The sequence below is a fragment of the Nonomuraea sp. NPDC050022 genome, assembly GCF_044460705.1.
GTDB lineage: Bacteria > Actinomycetota > Actinomycetes > Streptosporangiales > Streptosporangiaceae > Nonomuraea.
The window spans coordinates 47,419-73,946 of record NZ_JBITKE010000009.1 but is presented as its reverse complement, the minus strand read 5'-3'; the positions used below and the strand labels follow the sequence as shown (position 1 = coordinate 73,946).

The window sequence follows — 26,528 nt, the reverse complement described above, 5'->3', positions numbered from 1 at the left end:
AAGGCGGCTTACATTCTACCGATGTACGACACCCCGACCGTCTATGAAGAGCTCGTCGCCCGGCTCGGCCCCCCGCTCGGCGTCGAGGAGGCACGCGTTCACTGGGGCCGGTTGGTGCGCGCCGCCCAGGACGGCGAGACGACGCTGATCACCCGCGAACGCTGGGAATGGGCCGCCCTGGTCCCGCTGTCCGGGGTGTCCGGGCCGCTGACCGGCCTGCCCACCCTGCCGCTGTCAACGGTCCGCCGCAAGCTCGGCGACCTCGTACGACAGGCCGCCCAGCCGCACGACAGCGGCCCCATACTCCTCACCCGCCACCGCGCCCCCGTGGCCGCCCTGGTCGCCGCCCGCGACCTGGCAGACCGGCGCGAACACCGCCTCGCACCGGAGGACCTGTTGCGCGACGGCAACACCATCCTGTTGACCGAGCTGCCGGGACCGGCCTACTCCGCCGTCGCCCGCGACTCCGACGGCAACCCGATCGCCACCGGACTGGGTGAGAGCGTCAGCGAGGCCCTACGGCGCCTGCGCCCGCCCGAGGCCGGGGCCTGATCACTTGCCGTCCTTGTCGGAGTCGGCGGAGAAGACGATCGCCCCCAGATAGCCGTCGTCCTCCTGGGTGACCTTCAGCAGCATGCTGTCCTTGTAGATGGTGTCGCCGTCGTTGAAGGTGTCCCGGCCGGTGTGCGCCGCGTACGGCGACTGCGTGAAGACCTTGGTGTTGAGCGCCTCGTCGAACATCACCTGGGTGGTCAGCACCCGCGCGTTGCTGAAATGCACCATCGCGTGGATGTGCACCGTCCGTCCCCGGTACCAACCCGGCCAGATGGTGGTGAACTCCACGGTCCCCGCGCTGTTGGTGACCTGGGCCCCGCGCAGGTAGCGCTTGTCGTCCGTCGGGGTCAGGTCGTTCGCGCTGGTCTCACCGGTCGGGGCACCCGTGGGCGGGCCACCGTTCGGCGGGGCACCGGTCGGCGGGGTGCCCCCGGGACGGCCGCCGCCACCGGTCGACTGCGACTCCGCTCCCGAATAGAGCCCGGCCGCGTCGCAGTGCCAGATCTCCACCACCGCGTTCCCCAGCGGCTTGCAGGTCTCGCTGTCCTGGACCTTGACCGCCAGGCGCAGGCGCGTCCCCTTCCGGTCCTCCCGGATGTCGCTGCGGATCTTGTCCGCGTCGAAGTAGTAGGGGCCCTGCGTGGTGGTGGCGGTCAGCGTACAGGTGTTGGCGTCGGCGAACAGGGCGGTGAGATCCTTGGTGGTGGTCGCCGTCGGAGACACGCTCGCCCCTGTCGAGGTGGTCACCGCCGGCGCGTCCTGGCCGCAGGCGGCGAGCAGGCTGCCCAGCCCGAGCGAGCTGACCCCGGTGATCAACCGCCGCCGGCTGACGCGCTGGCCCTCATGATCGTGTCCCATGTGGTCGCCTTCCGAAGAGTTGAACTTCCCTTGCGCCAGCAAAGCTAAGAACCACCCCTTGAGACGCCATTTGCTGCGGATGAACCTTTCATGAGTCTTCGACCGTACAAACCAGGACAAGCCTCCCGGATGGCCCTTGGCTTGCTACTGTCCTCTTAGCCGGGTGGGAGCGAGGAGATGACAATGAATGACACGCCCCGACGGCCAGGGGTATCGGCCAACGCTCCCAGCGTCGCCCGCATGAACGACTACTTCCTGGGCGGCAAGGACAACTTCGCCGCCGACCGCGAGGCCGCCGAGCGGGTCCTGGCGCTGATCCCCGACGCCAAGGCGATGGGCGAGTACGTCCAGGAGTTCCGCGAACGGGTCGTGCGCTACCTGGTCGAGCAGGGGGTCACGCAGTTCGTCCATGTCAGCTCCGGACTGCCTACCAAGCGGAACGTCCACGAGGTGGCCCAGTCGCTCGACCCGGACGCCAACGTCGTGTACGTCGCCGACGACCCGGTCGCGCTCAACCACGCGCGGGCGCTGCTGGCCACCAACGCGCGCACGGGAGTGGTCGAAGGGGACATCCTCCACCCCGACGCCATGCTGGACGATCCCACCCTGAATCAGCTGATCGACTTCGACCGGCCCGTCGGCGTCCTCATCATTGGCGCGCTCCAGTACATCCCCGACGAGGACGGCCCGTTCGAGCATGTGGCCCGGCTGTGCGAGCGGCTGGCGCCCGGGAGCTTCCTCTGCCTCACTCACGCCGTCTTCGACGGCCGCCCGGAGATAGCCGAGCAGATCGCCGACGTCTTCCGGGAGGCGCTCAACCGGCCCAAGGGCGGTCCGCGCAATCGCGACCAGGCGGTGCGCTTCTTCGATGGGCTGGAGCTCGTCGACCCCGGCTTCATCTATGTCCGCCAGTGGCGCTCCAGCACCCCGGTCTCCGACCAGGAGGCCAAGCGGGCCTGGGTCCTGGCCGGAGTCGCCCGCAAACCGTGATCCTCTACCGCTCCGGGACCGAGCCGCGCGCCGACCGCACCCTGATCTGGCCGAGCGCGGCGTGGCTGGCCCGGATGTCGGAGATCAGCACGTACGCGACCAGCAACAGCCCAAGACAGAGGGCGTCGGCCCCCCACCAGGGGATCTCGGCGAGCAGCAGATAGCCGTCACTGTCGCTCAACGACCTGATCACCACGGTCACCGCCGCCACCACCACGGTGACCATCAGCCAGCTGCGCAGTCGGGGCAGATTCCCCTTGTTCCACAGCCGGATCCGCCAGCTCATGAACACGGTGAGCACGCCGAGCAGCGCGCAGAACCCGATCAGCCACCACGGCAGCGCGAAGGCGGTCTGCTCGGCGATCTGCGCCTGCGTGGCGCGCAGCTCGGTCTCGGCCTTCCGCTTGGCCACCATGGCGGCGTCGAGCTGCTTCTGCAGCTGGGCCACGCTCTGGCGCGTCTCCTGACGCGGCGGCGTGGGGACGTCCGTCGGCAGCATCCGCGCCACGACGGTCAGCATGATCGCCACGAAGGACAGCGCCAGGACGATGGACATGAACAGGTCGATGAAGCGCAGGTCGAGCGGCGGCGCGAACGATCTGGAGGCCCGCTTCCTCACTGCTCCCTCACCAGCGTGTACTTCTGCGGCCGGCTCTCGGCGGCGCTCAACCGCTCCACCGCGGTGCGCAGCGCGTCCAGACCCTTGACCAGCTCCTCGGTCCTGCCCCTGGACTGCGACAGCTCCTGGGTGAGCCCCGTCATGGCGGGCGCCACCTGCTTGACGGGCAGGCGCGCGATATAGATGAGGAACACCTCATCGGCGGCCACCACGCTGGCCCGCTCCGCCCGCTCGATCAGCGCCATCCCACCGAAGGCGAGCACACTCAGAAACAGCGCGACCAGGGTGACACCGAACGCCGACGCCAGCTCGGGCAGCACGTGCTGCTTGAGCGCGGTGATCAGCACGCTGGGGTCCCCCTGGTTGTCCAGGGCGTTCGAGAAGGAGCTGACCATGGCGGCCATCGTCAGCGCGGTGCCGATGAACCCGAACACCGGCAGCGCCCAGATGAGCGCGTGGTCGAGGTGATGCTTGTTGGCCATCTCGCTGTCGTCCAGCGCGGACCGGGCGCCCAGCACCGCCTCACAGTCGTTCCCGGCCTCGGCCGCCTCCTTGAACAGCTTGAGCCGCCGCCCCACCAGCGTGTCCTCGCTCGGCTTCACCGCCTGCACGTTCGCCACGGCCCGCGCCGTCGCGGCACTCTCCCGCCGGATATCCGGTACGGCCCTGACGAGCCTGAGAACGGTGGTCAGGAACACCGCGATGATCAGCGTGACCACGACCTCCGCGGCCGGCGGGGCCGTGGTCGCACCCACGGACACCAGCAGCGTTTCCACCGCTCCGGCCACGAACAGCAGCGCGGAAACCATCAAGCCCACCGCAGGCGCGAACGCCGAGTGACGCCAGCCGTACTTTGACACCCTTCAACCCCACTCCGGCCCACAAACTTGTCAAAGGACTACCTAAGCACACGTAAAGCAACCATTGGGTTACGGAGGGCAGATCGGCTCTTCTCAGTTCGATCGCAGCGACCATCCGTCGACCTCCGAGGCGGAGGCCAACTACCCGCGAACCTCTGCATTGGGCGCCCTCTGGTCGACGGCAACAAACGACTCGGTTGGACGTCGGCGGTCGTCTTTCTTGAGCTGAATGGCGAGACACTGGACGGCACCGAGCGGCAAGTCCCAAGTCGTCACCCATCTATGCGCGGCATCGCCGAATCCCGCGTCCCCGCACTCACAAGCGTCACATCAGTCCTGACCCAGGTAAATTTTTTGCGCGGTATTCCATGCGGAGGCTATGTTCCGCCTACACTCCTCAGATGCGTTACGTCCCTTTTGTCCTAGTTTTTGCTGCCACGATCGCTTATTCCGCCACGCCCGCGGCAGCCATCACCAACGGCTCGGACGACGGTGACGCCCATCCGGAAGTAGGGGCCCTCGTCGCCGAGAAGCCGCACTCCGACGGTACCTGGGCGTACTGCACCGGCACCCTCGTCTCGCCGACGGTCTTCCTCACCGCCGCGCACTGCGGGGAGCGGAATCAGAAGACGGCCCAGGTCTCCTTCTCCCATCACTACACGCGCGGCGACCAGCTCTACGCCGGCCGGTACATCCCCGACCCCCGATTCTCGACGGACTCGGATCTGCACGACATGGCAGTCGTCGTCTTCGACAAGCCCGTCACGGGCATCCGCCCGGCCCAGTTGCCGGAGGTGGGCATGCTCGACCGCCTCAAGGCGGACGGCAAGCTGAAGTCCACACATTTCACCCCCGTCGGGTACGGCGCCCTCTCCCCGGCCAAGGGAGGCCACGGCTCCCAGGCCAAGGGAGGGCACGGCGAGCAGTGGCATTACACCGACACTCGCCGCCAAGCGTCCATCTCCTTCGAGAACCTGTCCGCCAAATGGCTGGACCTGTCCCTGACTTCCCATGGGGACGGCAGCACCTGCTTCGGCGACTCAGGCGGCCCGAACTTCCTGGGCGGCCCCGACTCGCATCTCCTCGTGGCCACGTCGATCAGCGGGGCGGACGACGCCTGCAAGGGAACCAACTACGACTACCGCCTGGACAAGCCGTCAGCCCGGCAGTTCCTCGGCAAGTACGTTCCTCTTCCCGAAGCCGCCGGCGCCTCCGCTGACCCCCGGTAGTCCCCCTGGATGAGCCCGGAAAGTTTTTGCAGGAAAATCCGGGAGGTGTGTCGGATCGGGGCGGTGGTGTTCGTAGCAGGGGTGAGGCCGCCACAAGGCGGCCGCGGCCAGCTTCCCGCAAGGAGACACCCATGACTGCCACGTACACCTTCGACATCTTCTCCACGCTCGACGGCTTCGCCAACCACAGCGGCGACTGGGGCGGCTACTGGGGCAAGCAGGGGCCCGAATTGCTCGCCCATCGCGCCGCCGCCTACCGCGACCCGCTGCGCATGGTGCTCGGGGCCAAGACCTACTCCTCGAACGCGCCGTTCCTTGACGCGGGCTTCGACCGCAGCCTGTTCGACGCGTGGATCACGCGCATGTTCGACTCCCCGGTCACGGTGCTCTCCAGCCGGCTGACCGAGCCGCTGGATTGGCCGGGCACGACCATCGAGTCCGGCGACCCTGTCGAGGTGGTCACGCGCCTCAAGGCCGAATCCGATGTGCCGCTGCGTTCCCACGGCAGCCTGACGCTCAACCGGGCACTGCTGAACGCCGGCCTGATCGACGCCATCGAGGTGACGGTCTTCCCCGTGATCTCCGGGACGACCGGCGTGGACCGGATCTTCGACGGTGCGGACGACTTCGACCTCGAACTGCTCGAAGCCCGGACCTTCGACGGCCACACACAGGTGCTGACCTACCGGCCGACCCGACACGGTTGATCGGCGACGGGGCGTCGTTGAGCCAGGCCGGGCACGTTAATCACTCAGGTCCGATTGGCGCCGGTGGCGAAGTGACGTCGCCGCATGGAACCGGCCACGCTGGATGAGTTGATCGAGTTCTGGGCGCTTCTGGATGAGGATCGATCGCTGGTGCTGGTCGCAGGGCGCGACCGCACTGGGGTTCCGCCTGGAACACCTACGCGGCTCCGCCCCGGGCTTCCGCAATCTCACCGGCTACGTCGCCTGGTCACTGCTCGAGACCGACGGATTCAGACCCCAGTCATACCCTCGATCATGAAGAGCCGGTAAACCACGACCACCTGATCCGGGCTGAAGCCCAGCGCCTTGATCACGTCGATGTGCCGGAGCCCCGGACTACCGCGCCGCTGATCACATTGCCATCAGAACCGCGACCACCAGCCCGCGGGGATGCGGACGCGGTGCGCCGGGTACCGGTGCGGGGCGGACGCGAGGGTGGTGTCCCACCCAATGGTGGATCAACGATCTCATTGTGCGTTTCCTACGTGGGCGAACAGGGCTGAGCGGGTGAGAAGCTACACCGCCCTGCGGGAAGTCATCCTAGGACCCGTGAAGCCGCTCTGGCCGGAGAAGGCCCCAACGCGGGGAAACGGCGTCCCGGCGCCCATACGGGCGAACGTAGTCACGCGATCAACAGAGATGACATCCCGCAGAGCGGTGCGGTTTCTCGGCCACTCAGCCCTGACCGTCCTCGCAGAAGCCATACAACGAAATCGTGGATCCACCACTCAGCGGCGGACGCCATCTCGACAAGATGCGGCTTTCCAGATGGTCACAGCAATGAGATCCCGCCGTGGCAAGCAGGCGAAGCGCCTAAATAAGACCGCCCGAGCGAAGCGAAGGCCCTACAGGGGTCGGGACCAGGCCCGACTGAAAGAAAACGCCTGAAGCCCCCAAGCGCGAAGCGCCAAAAGAGGCGAAGCCGATTAGGAACCAAAAAGAAAAACAGCCCGGAGCGAAGCGAAGGCCGATTGGCCCGACGCTGGGGGTCCGGGGGTTATCCCCCGGGGCAAACAACGAGGAGGCCGGGGGGAAGCGAAGCCCCCGTAGGGGGCAAGCGACCATACAACCCCGCCGACGAGTGGAGCTATGGGGATTCGAACCCCAGACCCCCTCCATGCCATGGAGGTGCGCTACCAGCTGCGCTATAGCCCCTTGGTGCGATCTCAGTGTATAGGAATCCTGGTGTGGGTGTGTCACACACGATCCCCCGTGATACGTCTTAAGTCTCATGTCGACCTTCGAAGACCACCGCAGCCTGCTGACCGGCGTCGCGTACCGGATCCTGGGCAGCGTGGCCGATGCCGAGGACGTGGTGCAGGAGGCGTGGCTGCGCTGGTCCGGCGTGGATGAGACGATCGTCGCCGATCCCAAGGCGTACCTGGTCAGGATCACGTCGCGGCTGGCCATCGACCGGCTGCGGTGGGCGAAGTCGCGGCGCGAGTCGTACGTCGGCCCGTGGCTGCCCGAGCCCATCAGCACCGCGCCCGACGTGGCGGAGCACGCGGAGCTGGCCGATTCCGTCGAGTTCGCGCTGCTCGTGGTGCTCGAAACGCTCTCGCCGCTGGAGCGGGCGGTGTTCGTGCTGCGGGAGGCGTTCGATCTGCCGTTCTCGGAGATCGCCGAGGTGATCGGCCGGGCCGAGCCCGCCACGCGGCAGCTGGCCAGGCGCGCCCGCGATCACGTACAGGAGAAGCGGCCCCGCTTCGACGTGGACCGCGGCGAGCGGCGGCGCATCACCGAACGCTTCATCCGCGCCTCCACCAGCGGTGACCTGGACGGGTTGATCGAGTTGCTGTCCACCGACGTGACGTTGGTGAGCGACGGCGGCGGCAAGGCCCGGTCCCCGCTGCGCGCCCTGACCGGCGCCGCGAACGTGACGCGCTTCCTGACGTCTATCGCCACCCCCGACGGCATCGCCAAGTTCATGGCCTCGATCGGCGCGAGCGACTTGGTCACCCTGTCGTACGACCTGGCGAACGTGAACGGCGCACCCGCCATAGTCGCCTCGGCCGCGGGCCGGGTCGTCACCGTCATGTCCCTGCTGGTCACGGACGGCAAGATCGACACGATCTACCTCATCGCGAACCCAGACAAGATCACCCACCTCGACGCCCCGGCCTGACGCAGCGCTACGCAGTCCGGGCCATCGGTATTCCCGCCTCCTCCACCAGCGCCCGCAGATCCACCCCGCCGTCCCGCAGAATCCGCCCCACTCCGTTCGAGCAATCGGCCAACAACCCCCAAAGCAGCCGCTCCCCCGTCACCGCCCCCGGCCGCCACATCGCCACCTCCACCGCCTTCCGCGCGTGCATGGCCAGCGGTACCGCCCCCAACGGCCCGTACAGGGTCACCCGCAGCGGCTTGAGCCGCGACCGCGTCAGTCTCCACCGCGCGGGGTCGGCGGTCCCCTCCCTGGTACGGCGGTGCACGGCGTCGAGGTCGATCCCCAGAGTGGCGAGCAGTTCACGGGTGTCACCGAGATCCACCTGCCCCCGTACGTCCTCAGCCGTTACGGTGAACCGCTCCAGCGAGAAGGGCCGGACCTCGGCCAGGGCGAGCAGCAGGAGGTCAGGGGTGAGCGCCGCACGCCCCGCGTCGAGGGCCAGCGTCCCGGCCCTGATCAGCGTGCGGCGGGCGGGGTTGGTGAATCTGGCGAGCATGTGGCTACCTTCCGACTCGGCGGGCGTGCTTGCGGTGCGCGGACTGCCGCCTGACCCCGAGGGCGTCGGCGATCTGCTCCCAGGACCACCCCTGGTCCCGGGCGTTGGACACGTGCGTGGCCTCAAGCTCCTCCAGCAGGGCTCTCAGGGCGGCCACGGCCGCCAGACCCACGCCGGGATCGCGATCGGTGGCCGCCTCGGCCAGCTCGTTGACCTTCATGGTGTCAGCATGCGCTGACAAGCATCCGCTTGTCAACACATGCTGACACGCCTATCGGCCGAGTGGTAATTTCGCCCCATCATGTGCTACGACGACGATGCGAAACCACCCGCCCTCACCACCCCCATCACCGGCACGAGCGCCTCCGACATAAGGCTGACCTCGGCCGACGGCACCATGTTCGCCGCCTATGAGGCCCGTCCCGACGACGTCCGCGGGCCGGGCGTGGTCATCCTCCCCGACCTACGCGGCCTGCACGACTTCTACCAGCAACTCGCCGTACGGCTGGCGGAGCAGGGTCACCCGGCCATCGCCATCGACTACTACGGCAGGACCGCCACCGACGACGAGCGGGGCGAGGACTTCCCCTTCATGGAGCACGTCTCCAAGCTCGGCAGGGAGACCATCCAGGACGACATCATGGCCGCGGCCGAGCGGCTGGGCAGGCCGGCGGTGGCGCTCGGGTTCTGCGCGGGCGGGCGCAACGCGTTCCTCGCGTCGGCGCCGCGCTTCGGGCTGGCGGGCGTGATCGGCTTCTACGGCGCGCCGGGCATCGTGGGCCCGTACGGTCCCGGGCCGACGCAGCACGCGGCCGAGCTGGGCGCGCCGATCCTGGGCCTGTTCGGGGGCGCCGACGAAAAGATCACCGGTGAGCAGGTGAGCGAGTTCGGCGCGGCGCTGACCGAGGCGGGGGTGGCGCACGAACTGGTCACGTACCCGGGCGCTCCGCACGGCTTCTTCGACGCCACCGCCGCCGAGCACGAGGAGGCCTGCGCCGACGCCTGGCAGCGGGTGCTCGCCTTCCTCAGAGACAAGTAGTCCTCAGAGACAGGTAGTACGCATGATCAGCGCGGCATCCTGAAGATCCAGCTCGACCGTGACAACCCCGAGCTCCGCCGTACCCCGGACATGCGTCCCCCCGCACGGGATCGACGTCTCCCCTTCCGGCAGCGCGCAGTGCCACGTACGGCGGGCCGTCAGCCCGGGTCCCGGCACGTCGAGCCAGACCGCCGCGTCGGCCGCGACCCATGCCTTGAGCCGGTCGTTCACCTCCGAGGCGACCTGCGAGAGGTCCAGCCCCTCGGCGGAGAACCCCTTCTTACGCAGGGACTTGCCGAGCCGGTAGACGTCCTCGCTGCCGAAGGGGGAGATTCGCGACGAGGTGATCGCGCTCTGGTCGAAGTCCGGGTGGCCGAGCCCGTCGGGCGCCGCGGGCTTGCGCCAGTGCCCGGCCAGGGCGGCGTTCAGGGCGAGCGCGGCCAGGTGGCAGGCGGTGTGCCCGGCCGACAGGGCCGCCCGGTGGCCGGGGTCCACCTCCAGCGCGACCTCGGCCCCCACGGGCAGCGGGCTCTCGGTCACGTGGACGACCAGCCAGGCCCAGCCCTCGGTGCCCCGGCGTACCGGGATGTCGGCGCCGAGGAAGATCTCGCCGGTGCCCGACTGGGCCCCCGTGACGCAGTCGGCCACCGGCAGCCCGCCGATCGTGCCCCGGTCGGCGGGCTGGTCCGGCCAGGTGTGATCGAGCGGGTGGAACGGTGTTTCGGCGACGACGAGACCGTGCCGGCCCCCCGCCGGCACGACCTCGACGATTTCCGAGCGGCCACTGACATGACCGTCGGGGAAGGTGACGACTGTCGAGTTCATCCGCCCATTCTGGCAGGGACGAGCTTGCTCACCGGCAGGGACTCGTCCTCGAGATACCGGTTACGTCCCGCGTACAGGCCGGTGAGCAGCTGCACGACCAGCACCGCGAACATCAGCGCGTACGGCAGCGTCCACCCGCCGGTCATCTGGTGCAGCACCCCCACGAGCAGCGGCCCCGCACCCGCGATCAGGTAGCCGGTGCTCTGCCCGAACGCCGACAGCGCGGCGGTGGTCTCCGGCGTGCGCGTACGCAGGGCGAGCATCATCAGCGCCAGCGGGAAGGACCCCATGCCGATCGCCACGAACGTCACCCAGACCGCCGCCGTCGAGATCGGCGCGAGCCACAACCCGGCGAACCCGATGGCGTAGCAGGCGACGAGCCCGACGACGACCGGCCGCTGGTCGCGGAAGCGGGAGGCGAGGACGGGCACCAGGATCGAGACCGGGATGCTCAACGCGGTGAACACGCCGAGCAGGAGCCCGGCCTGGCCGGTGGTGTAGCCGCCGTCGGTGAGGATGGTGGCGAGCCAGCCGAACATGATGTAAGCGATCATGGACTGGGTGCCGAAGTAGATCGCGACCATCCAGGCCAGCTTGCTCCTGACGAGCCGGCGGATGCCCGCGTCCTCCTGGCCGATGCGCCGTTCCGGCTCACTGCGCAGGAGCGCAAGCCACGGAATGACGGCGACGGCGGCCAGGGCCGCCCACACGCCGAGCGCGATGTGCCAGTCACCTGACGCGCGCTCGATCGGTACGGTGGCCGCGGCGGCGAGCATGGTGCCGACGGCCAGCGCCACGGTGTAGACGGTGGTCATGATCCCGGTACGACCCGGGAAGTGACGCTTGATCAGCGTCGGGATGAGCACGTTGCCGACGGCCCCGCCCGACAGCGCGACCGCGCTGCTCAGCAGGAACACCGGCGCGGAGCCGACCAGCGAGCGCACGAGCAGGCCCACGCCGAGCGTGACGAGCGCGAGCAGCAGCAGCCGGTGCTCGCCGACGCGCCTGGCCAGCGTGGGCGTGACCGCGCCGACCGTCGCGAAGGCCAGCACGGGCAGCGTGGTGAGCAGGCCGGTGCCGACGCTCGACATGCCGAGCGCGCCGGCGAGCTGGTCGAGCAGCGGGCCCACGCTGGTGACGGCGGTACGCAGGTTGAGCGCCGCGAGGACGATTCCCAGCACGAGGAGCCAGACAAGGGATCTGCCTTTGGACTCTTGGTCGGTCTCTTGGGCGAGCACGCTCATGCGGGGACGGTCCTCCACTCATCAAGTCATGGGATGAATCGTCATGTTAACAGGCCCGAAACCCGCATTTATTCCTAAACATGGCAAACCCCCCGAGAACACCCGGGGGGTTGCGGTAGAGCCATCACAGGATGGGGCGCGGCTCCTGCGGCGGCTCGTCACGGGGAGGCACCGGGCCGGGCGGCGGGCTCGGCACGGGGCCGGGCGGCGGAAGCGTGGCGCCGCCGGGGAACTCGCCGCCGCCGCCGATGGTGCCGGGCGGCATCGGGCGATCACCACCGCCGGGCGGCGTCGGCCGGTCTCCGGTCACGGGCGGTACCGGCTGGTCGCCCTGGTCGTAGCCGGAGCCGCTCTGGTGCGGCCCGGGCACGTCGCCGCGCCAGCCGCCGGTCTCGCCGCCGCGCGACTCGATGAACGACTTGAAGCGTTCCATGTCGTTCCTGATGCGCAGGCGGACGATCTGCAGCCAGTCGCCGACCGTCTCGACGAAGCCCTCAGGGTCGTACTCCATCTGGAGCGTGACCTTGGTCGTGTTCGGGTCGAGGTGGTGGAAGGTCACCACGCCCGCCTGGTGCGGCCGGTCGGCCGACCGCCAGGCGATCCGCTCGTCCGGGTGCTGCTCGGTGATGTCGGCCTCGAACTCGCGCTTGACTCCCGCGATCTCGGTGACCCAGGCCGTACGTGTGTCGCTGAGCTGCTTGACTGATTCGACACCCTCCATGAACTCGGGGAAGCTCTCGAACTGCGTCCATTGGTTGTATGCCACCCTGACGGGGACCTGGACATCTACGGAGTGCTCGATCGTGCTCATGAGGGGCCCCTGCCCGAGCCCTCGGCCCGTTAACGCCTGCGCAGCAGCCAGTAGAGGCCGACGAACGGCAGGACCAGCGGGATGAACAGGTAACCCTTCCCGTAGACCGACCAGACCGTTGCCTCCGGGAAAGCGGCCGGATCGAGGACGCTGGCCGTGCCGATGAGCAACACGCCCGCCAACTCGACACCCAGTGCCGCCAGCGCGAGGGTGCGCGCGCCACGGGCCAGCGCGACGGTGAGCAGGATGTAGACCAGCGCGGCGAGCGCCGACAACGTGTAGGCCAGCGGCGCCTCGCCGAACTTGGTGAGGATCTGCACCGTGGCCCGCGCGCCCGCGGCGAGCGCGAAGAGCCCGTAGACGGCCACGAGCGCCCGGCCCGGCCCGCTGCCGATCGCCGGTCCGCTCATGGGAGGCCCTGCCAGATCTGTAGCAGCCGGCCCGTCATCACCGCGATCGCGAACCCGGCCACGACCAGGATCGCCGGCCCCCACCGGCTCCGCTCGGCCAGCGCGAGGAAGACGCCCGCCGGCGGGATGACCGCCTGCCCGGCGAGGTAGCCGTAGAGCGTGCCCTTCTCGGCGGGGCCCTGGCCGCCGACCACCGCGGCGATCACGATGCCCGCCTGGACCAGCACCGCCACCTCCAGCACGGTGAACCCGACCAGCAGGATCATGCCCATGGACCGGTTGCGGATCGCGGCGATCAGGCTCGCCAGGGCGAGCAGCAGCGAGCCGACGATCACGATCGTGGCGACGGTGGTGTTCATCGAGAAAAGGCTATCGCTCGGGTAGGTCGCCCTCGATTCCGTCCAGCAGCCAGTTGAGACCCCGCTCGTAGGTGTCGTCGGCGCCCGCCACTCCGCCCTCGATCAGCGGCGCGAGCCGGGGGAACGCGCCGCTCGCGACCAGCTCCCGCATGTAGGGCTCGGCGAGGGCGCTCCGCTCGGCGTCGCTGACCCCCATCCGGCGGGGCGCGGCGCGTTCCAGCGACTCGCGGACGATGAAGCCCAGCGAGTAGTCGTCGATCGCGGCCAGGATCCGCCACTTGGCCGGCTGGTCGACCGCCAGCCCGTCGAGCGCGGCCAGCGACTGCTCGACATGGCGCAGGCCGTTGGGGCCGACGGAGACGCGCTGGGAGACCAGGTCGACCCGCCACGGGTGCCGGAGCACCATCTCCCGCTCGCGCCGGGCGATGGTCAGGATCGCCTCGCGCCAGTCCTCCGGCAGCGGCTCGTCGACCAGCACCTCCGCGGCGATCTCGTCGGCCATCAGGTCGAGCAGGTCTTCCTTGCGCTCGATGTAGGAGTAAAGGGTCATCGTGCGGGCGCCCAGCTCGGTGGCCACGCGCCGGATCGAGACGGCCCCCAGCCCTTCAGCGTCGGCGATCGTGATCGCGGCGGCCACGATCGCCTCCCGGGTCAGCGCGGGGCGTCGCTGCGGCGCGGGCCGCGACCAGACGGAACTCACGAGCCCAGTCTAAGCGGGGCGATACGTCGTACGAGAAGTGTTACGGTGTACGGCATGCGATACAGCGTACGAGATCCCCTCAAGATGACCGGCCTGGTGGTCCTGCTGGGCGTGATCATGACGATTCTCGACACGACGATCATGAATGTGGCGGTCAACGTCCTGGCCCGCGACTTCCACACGACGCTCGCCACCATGCAGTGGGTGATCACCGGCTACCTGCTGGCCCTGTCCATGACCATCCCGATCACCGGCTGGGCTGTCGGCCGGTTCGGCACGAAGGCGGTCTGGCTGACCTCGCTGGTGCTGTTCGCCGGCGGCTCCGCCCTGAGCGCCGCGGCCTGGTCGGTGGGTGCCCTGATCGCCTTCCGCGCGGTCCAGGGGCTGGGCGGCGGCCTGCTCATGCCGGTCGGCCAGGCGATGATCGCCCAGGTCGCGGGCCAGGACCGGATGGGCCGGGCGATGGCCATGATCTCGGTGCCCGCGATGCTGGCCCCGGTGCTCGGGCCCGTGCTCGGCGGCGTGATCGTGCGCGACCTCGACTGGCGCTGGCTGTTCCTGGTGAACCTGCCCGTCTGCGTCATCGCCCTGGTGGCCGCGATCAAGCTGCTGCCCGGTGGGCAGCCGACCGGCGGCAGCCGCCTCGACGTGCTCGGCCTGGCGCTGCTCTCCCCCGGCCTGGCCGCGCTGGTGTTCGGCCTGTCGGAGGTGGGCAACGGCGCCTCGCTCGCCCATCCGGCGCTGTGGGGCGGGCTCGCGCTGGTGGCGGTGTTCGCGGTGCGGGCGGTGCGGACGCCGGGCGGGCTGCTCGACCTGCGGCTGTTCGGCGACCGTACGTTCGCGGCCGCCGTGGTCGCGCTGATCTGCTACTCGGCGGCGCTGTTCGGCGTGACCGTGCTCGTCCCCCTCTACAGCCAGCTCGCCAAGGGCGGCGACGCGCTGGACGCGGGGCTGCTGCTGGCGCCGATGGGCCTGGGCGCCGCCCTGACCATGCCGATCGCCGGCAAGCTCACCGACCGGAGCGGGCCGCGCGGGGTCGGCGCGGCGGGCGTGGTGCTGGCGACGCTCGGCGTGCTGGGGTTCGTGCTGTTCGGCGGGGTGGTCCCGATGTTCGTGCTGGGCCTCGGGCATGGGCTGGTCGCGCCGTCCGTGGCCGCCGCCGCGTTCAAGACGCTCGACCGGGCCGCCATGCCCGCCGCCTCGACGCTGAGCAACATCTCGGTACGGCTGGCGTCGTCGTTCGGCGTGGCGCTGCTGGCCGTACTCCTGCAGCTGTTCACCAGGGCGGGCGTCGCCGAGCCGTTCACCTACGCGTTCGGTTGCGCGATCGCGCTGGCCGCTGTCTCGCTGGTGCCGATCGCGCTCCTAAAATCGTCGGTATGGAGAGAGTCCTCGTCAGCGCCTGCCTGATGGGCCGGCGGGTGCGCTATGACGGCGGCGCCAAGACCAGCGCCGACGCCCGGCTTGCCGCCTGGCGTGAGGAGGGCCGTCTGGTGCCGTTCTGCCCCGAGGTGGAGGGCGGGCTGCCGACCCCCCGCCCGGCCGCCGAGATCGAGGGCGGGGTCAGCGGCGCGGCCGTGCTCTCGGGAGCCGCCCGCGTGCTCACCGCCGACGGGTCCGACGTCACGGCCGAGTTCCTGGCGGGCGCGCAGTCGGCGCTCGCCGTCGCCCGCTCCTTCGGCGTCCGGGTGGCGGTGCTGAAAGAGGGCAGCCCCTCGTGCGGCTCGCTGACCGTCTACGACGGCACGTTCCGGGGCCGCCGGACGCCCGGCCAGGGCGTCACCACGGCGCTGCTGGAGCTCAACGGGATCCGCGTCTTCACCGAGGACCACATCGCCGAGGCCGACGCCTACCTGCGCACTCTCGACACTTGACGCGCTCCCCGGGATGGATCCTGAGGATTCCGCCTATGCCGCATTGGCATTTCGGTGGCTTCCTGCTTCTTCGGCCGTGCCCTGTGCCTGGCGCTTGCGCGCTGGGCGTGGGGTCTTACCTGCCTCCACAGGCGTTTGGGGTCTCCGCTTCCCGCCCATCTCAGGGTCGGGTTTCCGTCCAGCGGCGACCTGCCGCCTCCCGGCGGCCAAGATGTTGATCGCGGCATTCACATCCCGGTCATGGCTCACGCCACAGGCGCACACCCACTCCCGCACGCTCAGCGGCATCACCTGCGCCAGGGTTCCGCACGCCGAGCAGAGCTTGGAGGAAGGATGGAAACGGTCAATCCGGGCGAAGGTGCGACCGTAGAGTTTCGCCTTGTACTCCAGCATGCCCACGAACGCCGACCAGCCCGCATCGTGCACGCTCTTGGCCAGCCGCGTGCGGGCCAGTCCCTTGACCGCCAGATCCTCCACATAGATCGCTTGGTTCTCGCGAACTATCCGCATAGAGGTCTGATGGTGGAACTCCCGGCGCGCATCAGCGACCTTCGCATGCTGCTTGGCGACCTTCATCCGGGCCTTGACCCGGTTCGCCGACCCCTTCTCCTTACGCGACAGCACCTTCTGAAGGCGCTTGAGTTTCTTCTCCGCCCGGCGCAGAAACCGGGGCGAGTCGACCTTCCGGCCATCGGCCAGCACCGCGAAATGCGACAACCCCAGATCGATACCGGTCTCAGCCTCGATGCGAGGCAACGGCCGTTCGGCGACGACGACCACGAACGAGGCGAAGTACCGGCCCGCCGCATCCTTGATCACCGTCACGCTCGACGGATCGGACGGCAGACGGCGGGACCAGCGCACCGCGATGTCGCCGATTTTCGGCAGGGACAGCTTCCCGCCTGCCGTGATCGTGAACCGGGCGTTCCTGGTGAACCGGATCGCCTGCCGGCTGTCCCGTCGAGACCGGAACCGAGGCGGCGCCATCTTCGGCCCCTTGCGCTTGCCGCTCACACTGGCGAAGAAGTTGCGGTAGGCCACGCAGGCGTCGGCCAGGGCCTGCTGGAGCACCACCGCCGACACCTCACCCAGCCATGCCCGATCGGGACGTTGTTTGGCCTGGGTGATGACCTGCTTGGACAGCTCGCCATCGATGATGAACGGCAGCCCTTCGGCGTGGGCGTGGCGGCGCAGCGCAACCGCGTCGTTGTACACCACCCGCGCACACCCGAACGCCCGCGCCAGCGCGATGCACTGGCCGGGGGTGGGGTCCAGGCGGAAGGAGTAACGCAGCTGCACGGCCTTGATTCTACGGTTGGGTTATGGCCGAGCACAGTGATATCCGGGCAGGCAGGCACTGTATTTTCCTGCTCCACGCCCATTTGGTTTTCGTCACGAAATTGCGGCATAAGGTATTCACCGACACCCACCTGACCCGCATGGAAGAGATCATGAGGGACGTATGCGCCGACTTCGAAACCGAACTCCGAGAGTTCAACGGCGGCCACGACCACGTCCACCTCCTGGTGAACTTCCCACCCAAGATCGCCCCGTCGAAGCTGGTCAACAGCCTCAAGGGCGTCTCCTCCCGGCGGATGCGGCAAGAGTTCCCCGACCTGTCCGCCCACTACTACCGGGCCACCAAGCTGTGGTCGGGCTCCTACTTCGCCGGCTCCGTCGGCGGTGCACCCTTGTCGACCGTGCACCAGTACATCGAGCAGCAGAACCGACCAATCTGAACCGAAGGGACACCGGCCCACCCGGCGGCGAACCGGCTGTTCTCTCCCCGCTACACGGGCCAGTCGGCTTCACCCCCGGTCTGAAGCCCGGAGCACTACCGACGAACCCGGTAACCGGCGCCGGCCAGGCCCGCGATCAGCAGGGTCGCCATCACGCGGTGATACCAGGTGTTCAGCGTAGTCGTCTCGCCCGCGCCGAACGCCATCGCGAGTATCCCCATCAGCACCCCGGCCAGCGCGCCCGCGTGGGTGTGGAACAAACCGTCCCACGCCCACGGCCGGCGGCTCAGCGCACCGCGGGCGCCGACGAGCATGGCCAGGCCGCAGAGCGTCTCCACGATCGTCGCCGGCACGATCACCGGCTCGCGCAGCGGGCCGAGCGGGAGCCCGGTGTGCAGCAGCGCCGCGCAGAAGAAGATCAGCGCGTAGGCCGCCGAGAGGGCTCCCAGCGCTTTCCGCAGTGCGTCCATGCCGTCACGTTCGCACCTTGGGCGGCGCTGGGAATCGGCTGTACGGCTATGGCTCGGCTACTCCGTCCGTAGTACGTGAGCGCATCAGTACTCCCAGGTGTCGGTGCGCTGCTCGCCGCTGATGCACCACACCCCCGAGCCGTGCTCGCCCTTGACCAGGTCCACCCTGATCCAGCCGGTGTTCCTGGCGACCTTGGTGGAGTAGCCGCTCCTGGGAGTGGCCGACACCAGGCGGCAGCCGTCGGGGCCCAGCGTGAACGCCACCTCGCCGCCCTTCACCGACACCACCCGCAGGTCTTTCGGGCTGCTGGTGGGTGCGGTCGCCTGCGTCTTCCGCACCGCCGGTTTGGTGGAAGCCGCCGTCCTGGTAGGGGTGGGCGCCTTCGTGGGGGTGGCCGCCTTCATGGGAGTGGCCGTCTTCGTGGGAGCGGCCGTCTTCGTGGGAGCGGCCGCCTTCGTCGGAGTGGGCGTCCTGGTGGGAGTGGGCGTCTTGGCGGGAGCGGGCGCCTGGCTGGGCGTACGGTCGCCGTCCGCGACCGCCTGCGCCAGGAACGGCTCAACCTGGACATCGTCCACGAACTCGGTACGCAAGACACCGCGCACGCCGAACCACGACACTGAGACCGCGATCACGGTGGCTCCACACCAGACCACGATGTATCCAAGGGCTCGACGCATGGGACGAATTATGGACGGTTGGTGCGCATGGCGACGGTTCTTGTAGTCGAAGACGATGAATTCGTCCGATCGGCGATCATCCGCGAGCTGGCCGGCCGGCAGCACGCGGTGCGCAGCGCGGGCTGCGCCCTGGACGCGCTCCGGGAGATCTCGCAGAGCCCGCCGGACGCCGTCATCCTCGACCTCGGCCTGCCCGACCTCGACGGCTCGGAGGCGCTGAAGATGGTGCGCGGCATCTCCGACGTGCCGGTCATCGTGGCCACGGCCCGCGACGACGAGGCCGAGATCGTCAGGCTGCTGGAAGCGGGAGCCGACGACTACCTGGTCAAGCCGTTCTCGGGTGACCATCTGGGTGCCCGGCTGGACGCCGTACTGCGCCGGGCCAGGTCCGCGCCGCCGCCACAGGTGCTGCGCGTCGGCGGGCTGGTGGTCGACGTCAACCGGCGAACGGCCGCGCTGGACGCTGGGCCGCTCACGCTGACCAGGCGCGAGTTCGACCTGCTCGCCTACCTCGCCACGCGGGCCGACCGGGTCGTCACCCGCAAGGAGTTGCTGACCGAGGTCTGGCACCAGGCGTACGGGGACGACCAGACCATCGACGTGCACCTGTCCTGGTTACGCCGCAAGCTCGGTGAAAGCGCCTCGAACCCCCGCTACCTGCATACCGTCCGGGGTGTCGGCTTCATGCTGTCCGCGCCCCGATGAGACGCGCGCTGGCCGTGCTGATGGTCGCCGTCACCTCGATGGTGGCGCTGGCCTTCCTGGTGCCACTCGCCCTGATCGTCAAGGAGACGGCGCAGAGCCGGGCGGTCTCCGGCGCCGAACGCCAGGCGTCGGCGCTGGTCCCGGTGCTGGCCCTGACCACCAAGACAGACGACCTCGCCCACGCGATGGCGCGTACCGAGGCGGGCCGGCGCGGCCTGCTGGCCATCCACGTCAACGGCGGCCCGACCACGGGCGCCTCCCGCGCCCCGGCCGCCGACGTGGCGCGGGCGGCGGCGCAGACCAGGGCCGACACCGTCGAGCTGCCGACTGGCCAGGTGCTGCTCCGGCCGGTCGCGCTGGACGGTGACCGGGGCGCGGTGATCGAGGTCTTCGTGCCCGCCGATGACCTGAACCGGGGAGTCGGCACATCGTGGGCGGTGCTGACCGGTGTGGCCGTGGTGCTCGTGCTCGGCTCGGTGCTCGTCGGCGACCGGCTGGGCGCGCGCGTGGTCCGCTCGGCCCGCCGGCTCGGTTCGGCGGCCACCGCGCTGGGCGCGGGCGACCTGAGCGAGCGCATCTATCCGGAGGGGCCGCCGGAGCTGGTCGCGGCGGCCACGGCGTTCAACGCGATGGCCAACCGGGTCACCCACCTGCTCGCCGCCGAACGCGAACTGGCCGCCGACCTGTCACACCGCCTGCGTACGCCGCTCACCGCGCTCCGGCTCAGCCTCGACCAGCTCGGCACGCAGGCCGAGCCGAGCAGGCAGGCGCTGGCCCGGCTGGAGGGCGAGGTGGACACGATCATCTCCGCGGCCAGGCGGCCGTCACGCGCCGACCGGGTCTGCGACGCGGCGGAGGTGCTGCGCGACCGGCTGACGTTCTGGTCGGCGCTGGCGGAGGACCAGCAGCGGCCGTGGCAGCTCATGGGCGCGACGCTGCCGGTACGCGTGCCGGTGCCCGCGACCGAGCTGACGGCGGCGGTCGACGCGCTGCTGGGCAACGTGTTCCGGCACACGGCCGAGGGCACCGCGTTCAGCGTGTCCTTGCACGAGGGCAAGGACACGGTCGGCATCCTGATCTCCGACGCCGGTCCCGGCATCGCGGACCCGGAGGCGGCGCTGGAGCGGGGCACCAGCGGCGCCGGCTCGACCGGGCTCGGCCTGGACATCGCCCGCCGCCTGGCGGAGTCGTCCGGCGGGTCACTCCGGCTGGACCGCTCGTCGCTGGGCGGCGCGCAGGTCCAGGTCTGGATCCGCCGCACTGAAAAGGCACCTAAGTCAACCTTAAGAGCGGTTTAAAGAGCATTTTTCGCCCCTTTTCATGCTTCAACGTGATCTACATGCAGATCAAGCGCAAGGCGCTCGCCGCCGCCACCCTGACCGCCGCCACACTGCTCGTCCTGACCGGTGTCGCCGACGCCCACGGCACCATGAACAACCCGCCCAGCCGGACCCTGGTCTGCTACAACGAGAACCCGGAGAGCCCCAAGTCCGCCGCCTGCAAGAAGGCCGTGGAACTCGGCGGCACCCAGCCGCTCTACGACTGGAACGAGGTCAACCTGGCGAACGCCGCGGGCAGGCACCGCGAGCTCATCCCGGACGGCAAGCTGTGCAGCGCGGGCCGCGACAAGTACCGCGGCTTCGACCAGGCACGCGCCGACTGGCCCGCCACCAGCATGTCGAGCGGCGCCGCGTTCACCTTCCGCTACCGGTCGACCGCTCCGCACAAGGGCTCCTTCGAGCTGTATGTCACCAAGGACGGCTATGACCCGTCGAAGCCGCTCAAGTGGTCGGACCTGGAGTCGAAGCCGTTCCTCACCCAGCGGGATCCCGCGCTGACGGACGGCGCCTACAACCTTCAGGGCAAGCTGCCCGCCAAGCAGGGCCGCCACCTGATCTACTCCATCTGGCAGCGCAGCGACAGCCCGGAGGCGTTCTACTCCTGCTCGGACGTGACCTTCGGCGGCGGCACGACCACCCCGACCACCGCGCCGACCACCGCCCCCACCGCTGCCCCGACCAGCAAGCCCACCACGCAGCCGACCAGCGCTCCGCCGGCGCAGCAGCCCGGCGGCATCGCCCTGTCGGCGATCAACGCGGGAGCCGGGGTCAGCCCCGCCTCGGTCCGGGTGGGCGGGCAGGTGACGGTCACGGCGGTGTGCGGCGGGTCCAAGGTACGCGGCGTGGCCTCCGGCGCCTTCAGCCCGCGCCAGGCGTTCGCTCCGGCGTCGACCGCCGCCTGGACGCCGTCGTTCAGGGCCGCCCAAGCGGGCAGGTACCCGGTGATCGTCTACTGCCGGAACGGCGGCCAGGCCCGCACGGTCGTTTCCGTACGGGCCTGAGGCTCGCCCCCTGGCCATCCCCATGTGAACTTCTGTGACAAATGGGTCTTCTCAGGATCAAGTCCGCTAGTTACGTTCAGGCAGCGCGGCTGTTTACGGGGCTGTCCGCGCCTGCCGAACATCCCAGAACGGGATCTAGCAACCTGACCTCTGTCCACCCCCCACGGAGGACCCCGATGAAGCTCCTCGCAGCATTAGGTGCTCTCGCGCTGGCCTTACCCCTGGCGCTCAGCGCGCCCACCCAGGCAGCCGTCGCGGCGGCACCGCCGAACATCTCCCTCACCAACGTCAAGGCCCACCTGGCGCAGCTACAGACGATCGCCAACAACAACGGCGGCACCCGCGCGCACGGCCGGCCCGGCTACCTGGCCTCAGCCAACTATGTGAAGGGCCAGCTCGACGCCGCCGGATACACCACGACGCTGCAGTCGTTCACCTACAACGGCGCCACCGGCTACAACGTGATCGCCGACTGGCCGGGCGGCGACCCCAACGACATCCTCATGATCGGCTCCCACCTCGACAGCGTCACCGCCGGACCCGGCATCAACGACAACGGCTCGGGCTCGGCGTCGATCCTGGAGGTCGCGCTGGAGGTCTCGCGCCAGGCGCTGCAGCCCACGAAGCACCTGCGTTTCGCCTGGTGGGGCGCCGAGGAGCTGGGGCTGCGCGGCTCGCAGTTCTACGTGAACAACCTGCCGGCCGCCGAACGTACCAAGATCAAGGCGTACCTGAACTTCGACATGGTCGGCTCCCCCAACCCCGGCTACTTCCTCTATGACGGCGACAACTCCGACGGCACCGGCTCCGGTCCTGGCCCGGCCGGATCGGCGCAGCTGGAACAGACCCTGGCGGCGTACTTCTCCTCCATCGGTGTCCCGACCCGCGGCACCGACTTCGACGGCCGCTCCGACTACGGCCCGTTCATCGCCGTCGGCATCGCGGCGGGCGGCACGTTCACCGGCGCTGAGGGGATCAAGTCGAGCGCGCAGGCGCAGCTGTGGGGCGGTACGGCGGGCCAGGCGTTCGACGCCTGCTACCACCGCTCCTGCGACACGACCGCCAACATCAACGACACCGCTCTCGACCGCAACGCCGACGCCATCGCCTACTCCGTCTGGACGATCGCCACCGCGACACCGCCCGTGACCGTCTGGTCGGACACCTTCGAGACCGCCAACGGCTGGGTCACCAACGCCGGCGGCACCGACACCGCGACCACCGGCCAGTGGGAGCGCGGCGACCCGGAGGCGACGACCTCCAGCGGCACCAAGCAGCTCGGCACCACGGTGAGCGGCACGAACGACCTGGTAACCGGCAGACTGGCCGGGGCCAGTGCGGGCGAGAACGATCTGGACGGCGGCACCACCTCGATCCAGTCGCCGGCGATCACGCTGCCGACCGGCGGGACGCTCCGGCTGTCGCTGTCGTGGTATCTCGCGCACGGCAGCAACGCCTCCAGCGCCGACTTCTTCCGCGTCAGGGTGGTGGGAAACACTTCCAGCACGGTGTTCCAGCAACTGGGGGCCGCGAGCAACCGCGACGCGGCCTGGAGTACGGCCGCCGCCGACGTCTCCGCCTTCGCCGGGCAGAGCGTCCGCATCGTGATCGAGGCCGCCGACGCGTCAGGGGCCAGCCTGGTCGAGGCGGGCGTGGACGACGTCAAGATCACCCGGTAGTCGAATGACCCAATGAGCCCGGGCCGCGCGGGGCCTGGGCTCATTGCTGTTCGGAAGGCTGAAGGGTGTCGGCCGTGCACTGCGGGGCACATGTGGCTGTCGTCCGGCTTACTCCCGTTTTAGACCCGCCGGGATTGAATCGGAGCAACTCAGCTGGAGGACATAGTGACGCCAACGCGTTCTGACCACCCAAACGAGGACCAGTCGATCGGACCGGACGAGCCGCGCAGGCGCGTCCCACGGCCGCTGATCGTTGCCGCGACCATCGCCATGGTGGCGACGAGCGGGATCGGAGTGGCCGCCGCGGCGTCGGGAACGCCGACGGAGACGCCGACCCCCACGCCGACCATCAGCGAGACACCGACCGAGACCCCCACCGAAACCCCAACCGCGACCGAGTTGCCGCCCATCAGCCCTTGGGGCTTCGTCGGCGCGATGCACGGCGAGTTCGCTGTGGCGTCCAAGGACGGTTGCGGCGTCGTCACGCTGCTCGCCCAGACCGGGCAGGCGACCGCTGTCGCCGAGGACTCCATCACCGTGAAGAGCCAGGACGGCTTCGAGAAGGTGTACGCGATCAGCGAGTCCACCCGCACGATCGCGGGACGCCGTGGGACCAGCAAGGTCAAGGAGGGCGACTGGGTATCGGTGACCGCCACCGCAAATGACGACACGGGCACAACGCCACCCACAGAGACGCCCACCGAGACGCCCACAGAGACACCGACCGAAACACCGACCGAGACCCCAACAGAGACACCGGCCCAAACGCCCACCGAAACGCCCGCCGAGACGCCGACCGTGACGCCCACGGTCACGGCGACATTGGCGCCCACCGAGACGACCGCACCAACAACGACGGCGACGGCGACAGCCGCTTACGTCTTCGACCTGTCCAGGCCCACCAAGAACTTCTGGCGCGGCCACGGCTGGTGGCAGTCGAAGCAGCCGTGGATGAACCCGCCGACCTGGCGGACCCCGACCGCCTGCCCCACGCCCACCGAAACCGTGACCCCACCCGAGACCCTCACAGATACTCCGACCATCGACCCGACCCCGACAATCTCCGAGACCCCGACCCCGACCCCGACCCCGACCCCGACCCCGACCCCCACGCCCACCCCGAACTCGTGAGCATCCGGTAGCGGCGCAGCTCCTGTCCCGAGCAGCCCCCTCACCACCCCGGAAGTGCTCCGACCAGCCGCTCCACCCCTGAAGCGCGGTGGGGCGGCCGATGCGAGGCGAACGTCGCCGCCCATCTTCGGTCTCACCCCGCGGGCCGCCTATCATCGGACGCCGGGGGTCTGACATGTTGCGGGCGTTCTTCAAGACCGAGACCGGCAGCACCAGCGTGCTGCTGGCGGCCACCCTGCTTGCCCTGCTGTGGGCCAACTCCCCCTGGGGCGGCAGGTACGAATCCTTCTGGCACACCAACATGGGCCTGTCGTTCGGCAGCGCCACGTTCGAGCTCGACCTGCGCCACTGGGTCAACGACGGCCTCATGACCATCTTCTTCTTCGTCATCGGCCTGGAGATCTCCTACGAGGCGCGGCTCGGCCAGTTGCGGGATCGGCGGCTGATCGCGGTGCCGGCGCTCGCGGCACTGGGCGGGATGATGGTGCCCGCCGGTGTCTATCTGGCGCTGAACGCGGGTGGGCCCGCGGCCGGTGGATGGGGAGTGCCGATCGCCACCGACACCGCGTTCGTGCTCGGCATGCTCGCCATCGTGGGTGCGCGGTGCCCGGAGCCGTTGCGGGTGTTCCTGCTGACGCTGGCGATCGTCGACGACGTGCTGGCGATCATCATCATCGCGCTCTTCTACACCGAGAGCCTGGACGTCATCGCCCTGGTGGTCGCGGCGGCGCTGCTGGCGGCGATCATGACGCTGCGGTGGCTGAGGATCTGGCGGGCGCCCGCGTACATCGTGCTCGGGTTCGCCCTGTGGGTGGCCACGCTGGAGAGCGGCGTGCATCCGACGCTGATCGGCATCGCGCTGGGCATCCTGGTGTTCGTGTACGCGCCCAGCGACCGCAAGTTGCTCCGCGCCGACGAGGCCGTACACGAGTTCACCAGCGACCCGAGCCCCGAGGCGGCCAGGGTGGCGGCGCGCACGCTGCGGCGGGCCGTGTCCGTCAACGAGCGGCTGCAACTCCTGCTGCACCCCTGGAGCAGCTATGTGATCGTGCCGATCTTCGCGCTGGCCAACGCGGGTGTCCGGCTCGACGCCGAGACGCTGCGCACGGCCTTGACCTCGCCCATCACGATCGGGGTGGCGGCCGGGCTGCTGCTGGGGAAGTTCGTCGGCATCTCGCTGGGCACCTGGCTGCCGCTGAAGTCCGGCTGGGGGATCCTGCCCGGCAACCTGGTCTGGGGGCAGTTGCTGGGTGGCGCGGCGGTGTCCGGCATCGGGTTCACGGTGGCGCTGTTCATCGTGGACCTGGCCTTCGACGACCCGGCGGTGCAGAGCCAGGCGAAGATCGGCATCCTGGCCGGGTCGCTGCTGGCGGCGCTGATGGGCGGGGCGATCTTCCGGATCGCCTGGGACCGGGGCGGGGTGTGCGCGCCTCCCGACGCCGAGCCGGAGGAGGAGCTCCCCGTGCTGCTGACCGAGCCCGTGGGACCCGACGACCACGTACGGGGGCCGGCGGACGCACGGGTGACGATCGTGGAGTACGGCGACTTCGAGTGCCCCTACTGCGGAGCTCTCCATCCGGTCCTGAGCGAGTTGCTGCGGAAGTCCGCCGACGTGCGCCTGGTGTTCAGGCACTTCCCGCTGCGCACCATACATCCTCGGGCCTTTCCCGCCGCGGTGGTCGCCGAGGCCGCGGCGATGGAGGGCCGGTTCTGGGAGATGCACGACACCCTCTTCGACAACCAGCGCTTCCTGACCGACACCGACCTGGCCCGCTACGCCGCCGAACTGGACGTCGAGCCGTGGCCCGACGTGCCCGCGCAGGCCGCGCGGGTCGACCGGGACGAGGAGTCGGGCCGCGCGAGCGGCGTCCGCGGGACGCCCACGCTGTTCCTGAACGGCGTCCGCTATCAGGGCGATCTGGATCTCCGTTCGATCACCCGGGCGGTGGAAAGCGCGCGTCAATCCCCGTAAGGTCGCGTCTCGACACAGATCGTGTGAAATG

The 26,528-nt window shown here is 69.5% G+C and carries 29 protein-coding genes, 1 tRNA gene and 1 pseudogene; 16 read left to right on the top strand and 15 right to left on the bottom strand.

The genetic code is table 11. The annotated features are described in order from the left end of the window. The first annotated feature begins 21 nt into the window (after window positions 1-21). Window positions 22-552, top strand: coding sequence for a type II toxin-antitoxin system Phd/YefM family antitoxin (locus ACIBO2_RS35555; RefSeq protein WP_358555094.1), 531 nt, complete (start codon window positions 22-24; stop codon window positions 550-552). Here the strand turns inward: ACIBO2_RS35555 and ACIBO2_RS35550 are convergent, their stop codons facing one another. Further along, complete coding sequence (locus ACIBO2_RS35550; RefSeq protein WP_358555091.1) at window positions 553-1,413, bottom strand: intradiol ring-cleavage dioxygenase; 861 nt, start codon at window positions 1,411-1,413, stop codon at window positions 553-555. A 183-nt stretch (window positions 1,414-1,596) separates the two neighbouring features. Here ACIBO2_RS35550 and ACIBO2_RS35545 point away from each other — a divergent pair, with 183 nt between their 5' ends. Further along, window positions 1,597-2,403: an SAM-dependent methyltransferase gene (locus tag ACIBO2_RS35545; RefSeq protein WP_358555088.1), complete on the top strand. Its 807-nt coding sequence runs from the start codon at window positions 1,597-1,599 to the stop codon at window positions 2,401-2,403. Window positions 2,404-2,407: 4 nt separating this feature from the next. Here the strand turns inward: ACIBO2_RS35545 and ACIBO2_RS35540 are convergent, their stop codons facing one another. Then, on the bottom strand, window positions 2,408-3,022 hold the full coding sequence (locus ACIBO2_RS35540) for a hypothetical protein (protein ID WP_397302659.1): 615 nt from the start codon (window positions 3,020-3,022) through the stop codon (window positions 2,408-2,410). After that, complete coding sequence (locus ACIBO2_RS35535) at window positions 3,019-3,831, bottom strand: hypothetical protein (RefSeq protein WP_358555082.1); 813 nt, start codon at window positions 3,829-3,831, stop codon at window positions 3,019-3,021. The genes ACIBO2_RS35540 and ACIBO2_RS35535 overlap by 4 nt, the downstream gene beginning before the upstream one ends. Before the next feature lie 452 nt (window positions 3,832-4,283). Here ACIBO2_RS35535 and ACIBO2_RS35530 point away from each other — a divergent pair, with 452 nt between their 5' ends. The 3 genes and pseudogenes from ACIBO2_RS35530 to ACIBO2_RS35520 all read left to right on the top strand — a co-directional run. Continuing rightward, complete coding sequence (locus ACIBO2_RS35530) at window positions 4,284-5,111, top strand: trypsin-like serine protease (RefSeq protein WP_358555079.1); 828 nt, start codon at window positions 4,284-4,286, stop codon at window positions 5,109-5,111. A gap of 131 nt (window positions 5,112-5,242) precedes the next feature. Then, complete coding sequence (locus ACIBO2_RS35525; RefSeq protein WP_358555076.1) at window positions 5,243-5,818, top strand: dihydrofolate reductase family protein; 576 nt, start codon at window positions 5,243-5,245, stop codon at window positions 5,816-5,818. Window positions 5,819-5,975: 157 nt separating this feature from the next. Beyond that, a pseudogene (locus ACIBO2_RS35520) lies at window positions 5,976-6,116 on the top strand (ISL3 family transposase); the annotation flags it as partial. An 823-nt stretch (window positions 6,117-6,939) separates the two neighbouring features. Here the strand turns inward: ACIBO2_RS35520 and ACIBO2_RS35515 are convergent. Beyond that, window positions 6,940-7,012: transfer RNA gene (locus ACIBO2_RS35515), tRNA-Ala, on the bottom strand. Between the two features lie 76 nt (window positions 7,013-7,088). Here ACIBO2_RS35515 and sigJ point away from each other — a divergent pair. Beyond that, on the top strand, window positions 7,089-7,982 hold the full coding sequence (gene sigJ, locus ACIBO2_RS35510) for an RNA polymerase sigma factor SigJ (RefSeq protein ID WP_358555073.1): 894 nt from the start codon (window positions 7,089-7,091) through the stop codon (window positions 7,980-7,982). Between the two features lie 7 nt (window positions 7,983-7,989). Here sigJ and ACIBO2_RS35505 read toward each other — a convergent pair whose 3' ends face one another. Continuing rightward, on the bottom strand, window positions 7,990-8,520 hold the full coding sequence (locus ACIBO2_RS35505; protein WP_358555070.1) for a Clp protease N-terminal domain-containing protein: 531 nt from the start codon (window positions 8,518-8,520) through the stop codon (window positions 7,990-7,992). A 4-nt stretch (window positions 8,521-8,524) separates the two neighbouring features. Further along, complete coding sequence (locus ACIBO2_RS35500) at window positions 8,525-8,740, bottom strand: helix-turn-helix domain-containing protein (protein ID WP_357648152.1); 216 nt, start codon at window positions 8,738-8,740, stop codon at window positions 8,525-8,527. A gap of 81 nt (window positions 8,741-8,821) precedes the next feature. Between ACIBO2_RS35500 and ACIBO2_RS35495 the strand changes: the two genes are divergently transcribed. Next, the gene (locus ACIBO2_RS35495; protein WP_358555067.1) at window positions 8,822-9,559 is read left to right on the top strand and encodes a dienelactone hydrolase family protein; all 738 of its coding nucleotides are present in this window, start codon (window positions 8,822-8,824) and stop codon (window positions 9,557-9,559) included. A 3-nt stretch (window positions 9,560-9,562) separates the two neighbouring features. On the opposite strand, the gene ACIBO2_RS35490 is transcribed toward ACIBO2_RS35495, so the two are convergent. From ACIBO2_RS35490 to ACIBO2_RS35465, 6 genes are all read right to left on the bottom strand, one after another. After that, the gene (locus ACIBO2_RS35490) at window positions 9,563-10,384 is read right to left on the bottom strand and encodes a metal-dependent hydrolase (protein ID WP_358555064.1); all 822 of its coding nucleotides are present in this window, start codon (window positions 10,382-10,384) and stop codon (window positions 9,563-9,565) included. Further along, window positions 10,381-11,628: a CynX/NimT family MFS transporter gene (locus tag ACIBO2_RS35485; RefSeq protein ID WP_397302652.1), complete on the bottom strand. Its 1,248-nt coding sequence runs from the start codon at window positions 11,626-11,628 to the stop codon at window positions 10,381-10,383. The genes ACIBO2_RS35490 and ACIBO2_RS35485 overlap by 4 nt, the downstream gene beginning before the upstream one ends. Before the next feature lie 124 nt (window positions 11,629-11,752). Further along, window positions 11,753-12,439 carry an SRPBCC family protein gene (locus ACIBO2_RS35480; RefSeq protein ID WP_358555058.1) on the bottom strand — a complete coding sequence of 229 codons (687 nt, stop codon included), beginning with the start codon at window positions 12,437-12,439 and terminating at the stop codon, window positions 11,753-11,755. Window positions 12,440-12,468: 29 nt separating this feature from the next. Further along, the gene (locus tag ACIBO2_RS35475; protein ID WP_357939863.1) at window positions 12,469-12,849 is read right to left on the bottom strand and encodes a hypothetical protein; all 381 of its coding nucleotides are present in this window, start codon (window positions 12,847-12,849) and stop codon (window positions 12,469-12,471) included. Further along, window positions 12,846-13,208 carry a hypothetical protein gene (locus ACIBO2_RS35470; RefSeq protein WP_358555055.1) on the bottom strand — a complete coding sequence of 121 codons (363 nt, stop codon included), beginning with the start codon at window positions 13,206-13,208 and terminating at the stop codon, window positions 12,846-12,848. Before ACIBO2_RS35470 ends, ACIBO2_RS35475 begins: the two co-directional genes overlap by 4 nt. 10 nt (window positions 13,209-13,218) lie before the next feature. Continuing rightward, window positions 13,219-13,908 carry a TetR/AcrR family transcriptional regulator gene (locus ACIBO2_RS35465; RefSeq protein WP_358555052.1) on the bottom strand — a complete coding sequence of 230 codons (690 nt, stop codon included), beginning with the start codon at window positions 13,906-13,908 and terminating at the stop codon, window positions 13,219-13,221. A gap of 54 nt (window positions 13,909-13,962) precedes the next feature. On the opposite strand from ACIBO2_RS35465, the gene ACIBO2_RS35460 reads away from it, so the two are divergent. Then, window positions 13,963-15,318: a DHA2 family efflux MFS transporter permease subunit gene (locus ACIBO2_RS35460; protein WP_397302648.1), complete on the top strand. Its 1,356-nt coding sequence runs from the start codon at window positions 13,963-13,965 to the stop codon at window positions 15,316-15,318. Further along, window positions 15,288-15,782, top strand: coding sequence for a DUF523 domain-containing protein (locus tag ACIBO2_RS35455; RefSeq protein WP_358555047.1), 495 nt, complete (start codon window positions 15,288-15,290; stop codon window positions 15,780-15,782). Before ACIBO2_RS35460 ends, ACIBO2_RS35455 begins: the two co-directional genes overlap by 31 nt. A 33-nt stretch (window positions 15,783-15,815) precedes the next feature. On the opposite strand, the gene ACIBO2_RS35450 is transcribed toward ACIBO2_RS35455, so the two are convergent. Beyond that, window positions 15,816-17,081 (bottom strand): RNA-guided endonuclease InsQ/TnpB family protein, encoded by a 1,266-nt coding sequence (locus ACIBO2_RS35450; protein WP_397302644.1) that lies wholly within the window; start codon window positions 17,079-17,081, stop codon window positions 15,816-15,818. Window positions 17,082-17,104: 23 nt separating this feature from the next. Between ACIBO2_RS35450 and tnpA the strand changes: the two genes are divergently transcribed. Continuing rightward, window positions 17,105-17,521 (top strand): IS200/IS605 family transposase, encoded by a 417-nt coding sequence (gene tnpA, locus ACIBO2_RS35445; RefSeq protein ID WP_397302641.1) that lies wholly within the window; start codon window positions 17,105-17,107, stop codon window positions 17,519-17,521. 95 nt (window positions 17,522-17,616) lie between these two features. On the opposite strand, the gene ACIBO2_RS35440 is transcribed toward tnpA, so the two are convergent. Continuing rightward, window positions 17,617-17,991 carry a hypothetical protein gene (locus tag ACIBO2_RS35440; protein ID WP_358557242.1) on the bottom strand — a complete coding sequence of 125 codons (375 nt, stop codon included), beginning with the start codon at window positions 17,989-17,991 and terminating at the stop codon, window positions 17,617-17,619. An 84-nt stretch (window positions 17,992-18,075) separates the two neighbouring features. After that, window positions 18,076-18,669 (bottom strand): hypothetical protein, encoded by a 594-nt coding sequence (locus tag ACIBO2_RS35435; protein ID WP_358557245.1) that lies wholly within the window; start codon window positions 18,667-18,669, stop codon window positions 18,076-18,078. Window positions 18,670-18,696: 27 nt separating this feature from the next. On the opposite strand from ACIBO2_RS35435, the gene ACIBO2_RS35430 reads away from it, so the two are divergent. The 6 genes from ACIBO2_RS35430 to nhaA all read left to right on the top strand — a co-directional run bounded on the left by ACIBO2_RS35430 (window position 18,697) and on the right by nhaA (window position 26,497). Then, complete coding sequence (locus tag ACIBO2_RS35430; RefSeq protein WP_358557248.1) at window positions 18,697-19,374, top strand: response regulator transcription factor; 678 nt, start codon at window positions 18,697-18,699, stop codon at window positions 19,372-19,374. Then, complete coding sequence (locus tag ACIBO2_RS35425; RefSeq protein ID WP_397302637.1) at window positions 19,371-20,672, top strand: sensor histidine kinase; 1,302 nt, start codon at window positions 19,371-19,373, stop codon at window positions 20,670-20,672. Before ACIBO2_RS35430 ends, ACIBO2_RS35425 begins: the two co-directional genes overlap by 4 nt. Window positions 20,673-20,713: 41 nt before the next feature. Continuing rightward, complete coding sequence (locus ACIBO2_RS35420; RefSeq protein ID WP_397303245.1) at window positions 20,714-21,715, top strand: lytic polysaccharide monooxygenase; 1,002 nt, start codon at window positions 20,714-20,716, stop codon at window positions 21,713-21,715. 176 nt (window positions 21,716-21,891) lie between these two features. After that, window positions 21,892-23,394: a M28 family metallopeptidase gene (locus tag ACIBO2_RS35415; protein ID WP_397302634.1), complete on the top strand. Its 1,503-nt coding sequence runs from the start codon at window positions 21,892-21,894 to the stop codon at window positions 23,392-23,394. A gap of 165 nt (window positions 23,395-23,559) precedes the next feature. Then, a complete protein-coding gene (locus ACIBO2_RS35410) occupies window positions 23,560-24,525 on the top strand; it encodes a hypothetical protein (protein ID WP_397302631.1) in 966 nt (321 codons plus the stop codon). A 175-nt stretch (window positions 24,526-24,700) separates the two neighbouring features. Further along, window positions 24,701-26,497 carry a Na+/H+ antiporter NhaA gene (gene nhaA, locus ACIBO2_RS35405; RefSeq protein WP_397302629.1) on the top strand — a complete coding sequence of 599 codons (1,797 nt, stop codon included), beginning with the start codon at window positions 24,701-24,703 and terminating at the stop codon, window positions 26,495-26,497. Window positions 26,498-26,528: the final 31 nt, after the last annotated feature.

Excerpts from the sequence above, each read along its gene's own strand:
- ACIBO2_RS35455 (WP_358555047.1), top strand. The coding sequence starts at position 15,288 with ATGGAGAGAGTCCTCGTCAGCGCCTGCCTGATGGGCCGGCGGGTGCGC.
- ACIBO2_RS35480 (WP_358555058.1), bottom strand. The coding sequence starts at position 12,439 with ATGAGCACGATCGAGCACTCCGTAGATGTCCAGGTCCCCGTCAGGGTG.
- ACIBO2_RS35435 (WP_358557245.1), bottom strand. The coding sequence starts at position 18,669 with ATGCGTCGAGCCCTTGGATACATCGTGGTCTGGTGTGGAGCCACCGTG.
- ACIBO2_RS35500 (WP_357648152.1), bottom strand. The coding sequence starts at position 8,740 with ATGAAGGTCAACGAGCTGGCCGAGGCGGCCACCGATCGCGATCCCGGC.
- ACIBO2_RS35495 (WP_358555067.1), top strand. The coding sequence starts at position 8,822 with ATGTGCTACGACGACGATGCGAAACCACCCGCCCTCACCACCCCCATC.
- nhaA (WP_397302629.1), top strand. The coding sequence starts at position 24,701 with ATGTTGCGGGCGTTCTTCAAGACCGAGACCGGCAGCACCAGCGTGCTG.
- sigJ (WP_358555073.1), top strand. The coding sequence starts at position 7,089 with ATGTCGACCTTCGAAGACCACCGCAGCCTGCTGACCGGCGTCGCGTAC.
- ACIBO2_RS35490 (WP_358555064.1), bottom strand. The coding sequence starts at position 10,384 with ATGAACTCGACAGTCGTCACCTTCCCCGACGGTCATGTCAGTGGCCGC.
- ACIBO2_RS35440 (WP_358557242.1), bottom strand. The coding sequence starts at position 17,991 with ATGGACGCACTGCGGAAAGCGCTGGGAGCCCTCTCGGCGGCCTACGCG.
- ACIBO2_RS35555 (WP_358555094.1), top strand. The coding sequence starts at position 22 with ATGTACGACACCCCGACCGTCTATGAAGAGCTCGTCGCCCGGCTCGGC.
- ACIBO2_RS35535 (WP_358555082.1), bottom strand. The coding sequence starts at position 3,831 with ATGGTTTCCGCGCTGCTGTTCGTGGCCGGAGCGGTGGAAACGCTGCTG.
- ACIBO2_RS35550 (WP_358555091.1), bottom strand. The coding sequence starts at position 1,413 with ATGGGACACGATCATGAGGGCCAGCGCGTCAGCCGGCGGCGGTTGATC.
- ACIBO2_RS35530 (WP_358555079.1), top strand. The coding sequence starts at position 4,284 with ATGCGTTACGTCCCTTTTGTCCTAGTTTTTGCTGCCACGATCGCTTAT.
- ACIBO2_RS35505 (WP_358555070.1), bottom strand. The coding sequence starts at position 8,520 with ATGCTCGCCAGATTCACCAACCCCGCCCGCCGCACGCTGATCAGGGCC.
- ACIBO2_RS35460 (WP_397302648.1), top strand. The coding sequence starts at position 13,963 with ATGCGATACAGCGTACGAGATCCCCTCAAGATGACCGGCCTGGTGGTC.
- ACIBO2_RS35470 (WP_358555055.1), bottom strand. The coding sequence starts at position 13,208 with ATGAACACCACCGTCGCCACGATCGTGATCGTCGGCTCGCTGCTGCTC.
- ACIBO2_RS35525 (WP_358555076.1), top strand. The coding sequence starts at position 5,243 with ATGACTGCCACGTACACCTTCGACATCTTCTCCACGCTCGACGGCTTC.
- ACIBO2_RS35430 (WP_358557248.1), top strand. The coding sequence starts at position 18,697 with ATGGCGACGGTTCTTGTAGTCGAAGACGATGAATTCGTCCGATCGGCG.
- ACIBO2_RS35415 (WP_397302634.1), top strand. The coding sequence starts at position 21,892 with ATGAAGCTCCTCGCAGCATTAGGTGCTCTCGCGCTGGCCTTACCCCTG.
- ACIBO2_RS35425 (WP_397302637.1), top strand. The coding sequence starts at position 19,371 with ATGAGACGCGCGCTGGCCGTGCTGATGGTCGCCGTCACCTCGATGGTG.
- ACIBO2_RS35545 (WP_358555088.1), top strand. The coding sequence starts at position 1,597 with ATGAATGACACGCCCCGACGGCCAGGGGTATCGGCCAACGCTCCCAGC.
- ACIBO2_RS35485 (WP_397302652.1), bottom strand. The coding sequence starts at position 11,628 with ATGAGCGTGCTCGCCCAAGAGACCGACCAAGAGTCCAAAGGCAGATCC.
- ACIBO2_RS35420 (WP_397303245.1), top strand. The coding sequence starts at position 20,714 with ATGCAGATCAAGCGCAAGGCGCTCGCCGCCGCCACCCTGACCGCCGCC.
- ACIBO2_RS35475 (WP_357939863.1), bottom strand. The coding sequence starts at position 12,849 with ATGAGCGGACCGGCGATCGGCAGCGGGCCGGGCCGGGCGCTCGTGGCC.
- tnpA (WP_397302641.1), top strand. The coding sequence starts at position 17,105 with ATGGCCGAGCACAGTGATATCCGGGCAGGCAGGCACTGTATTTTCCTG.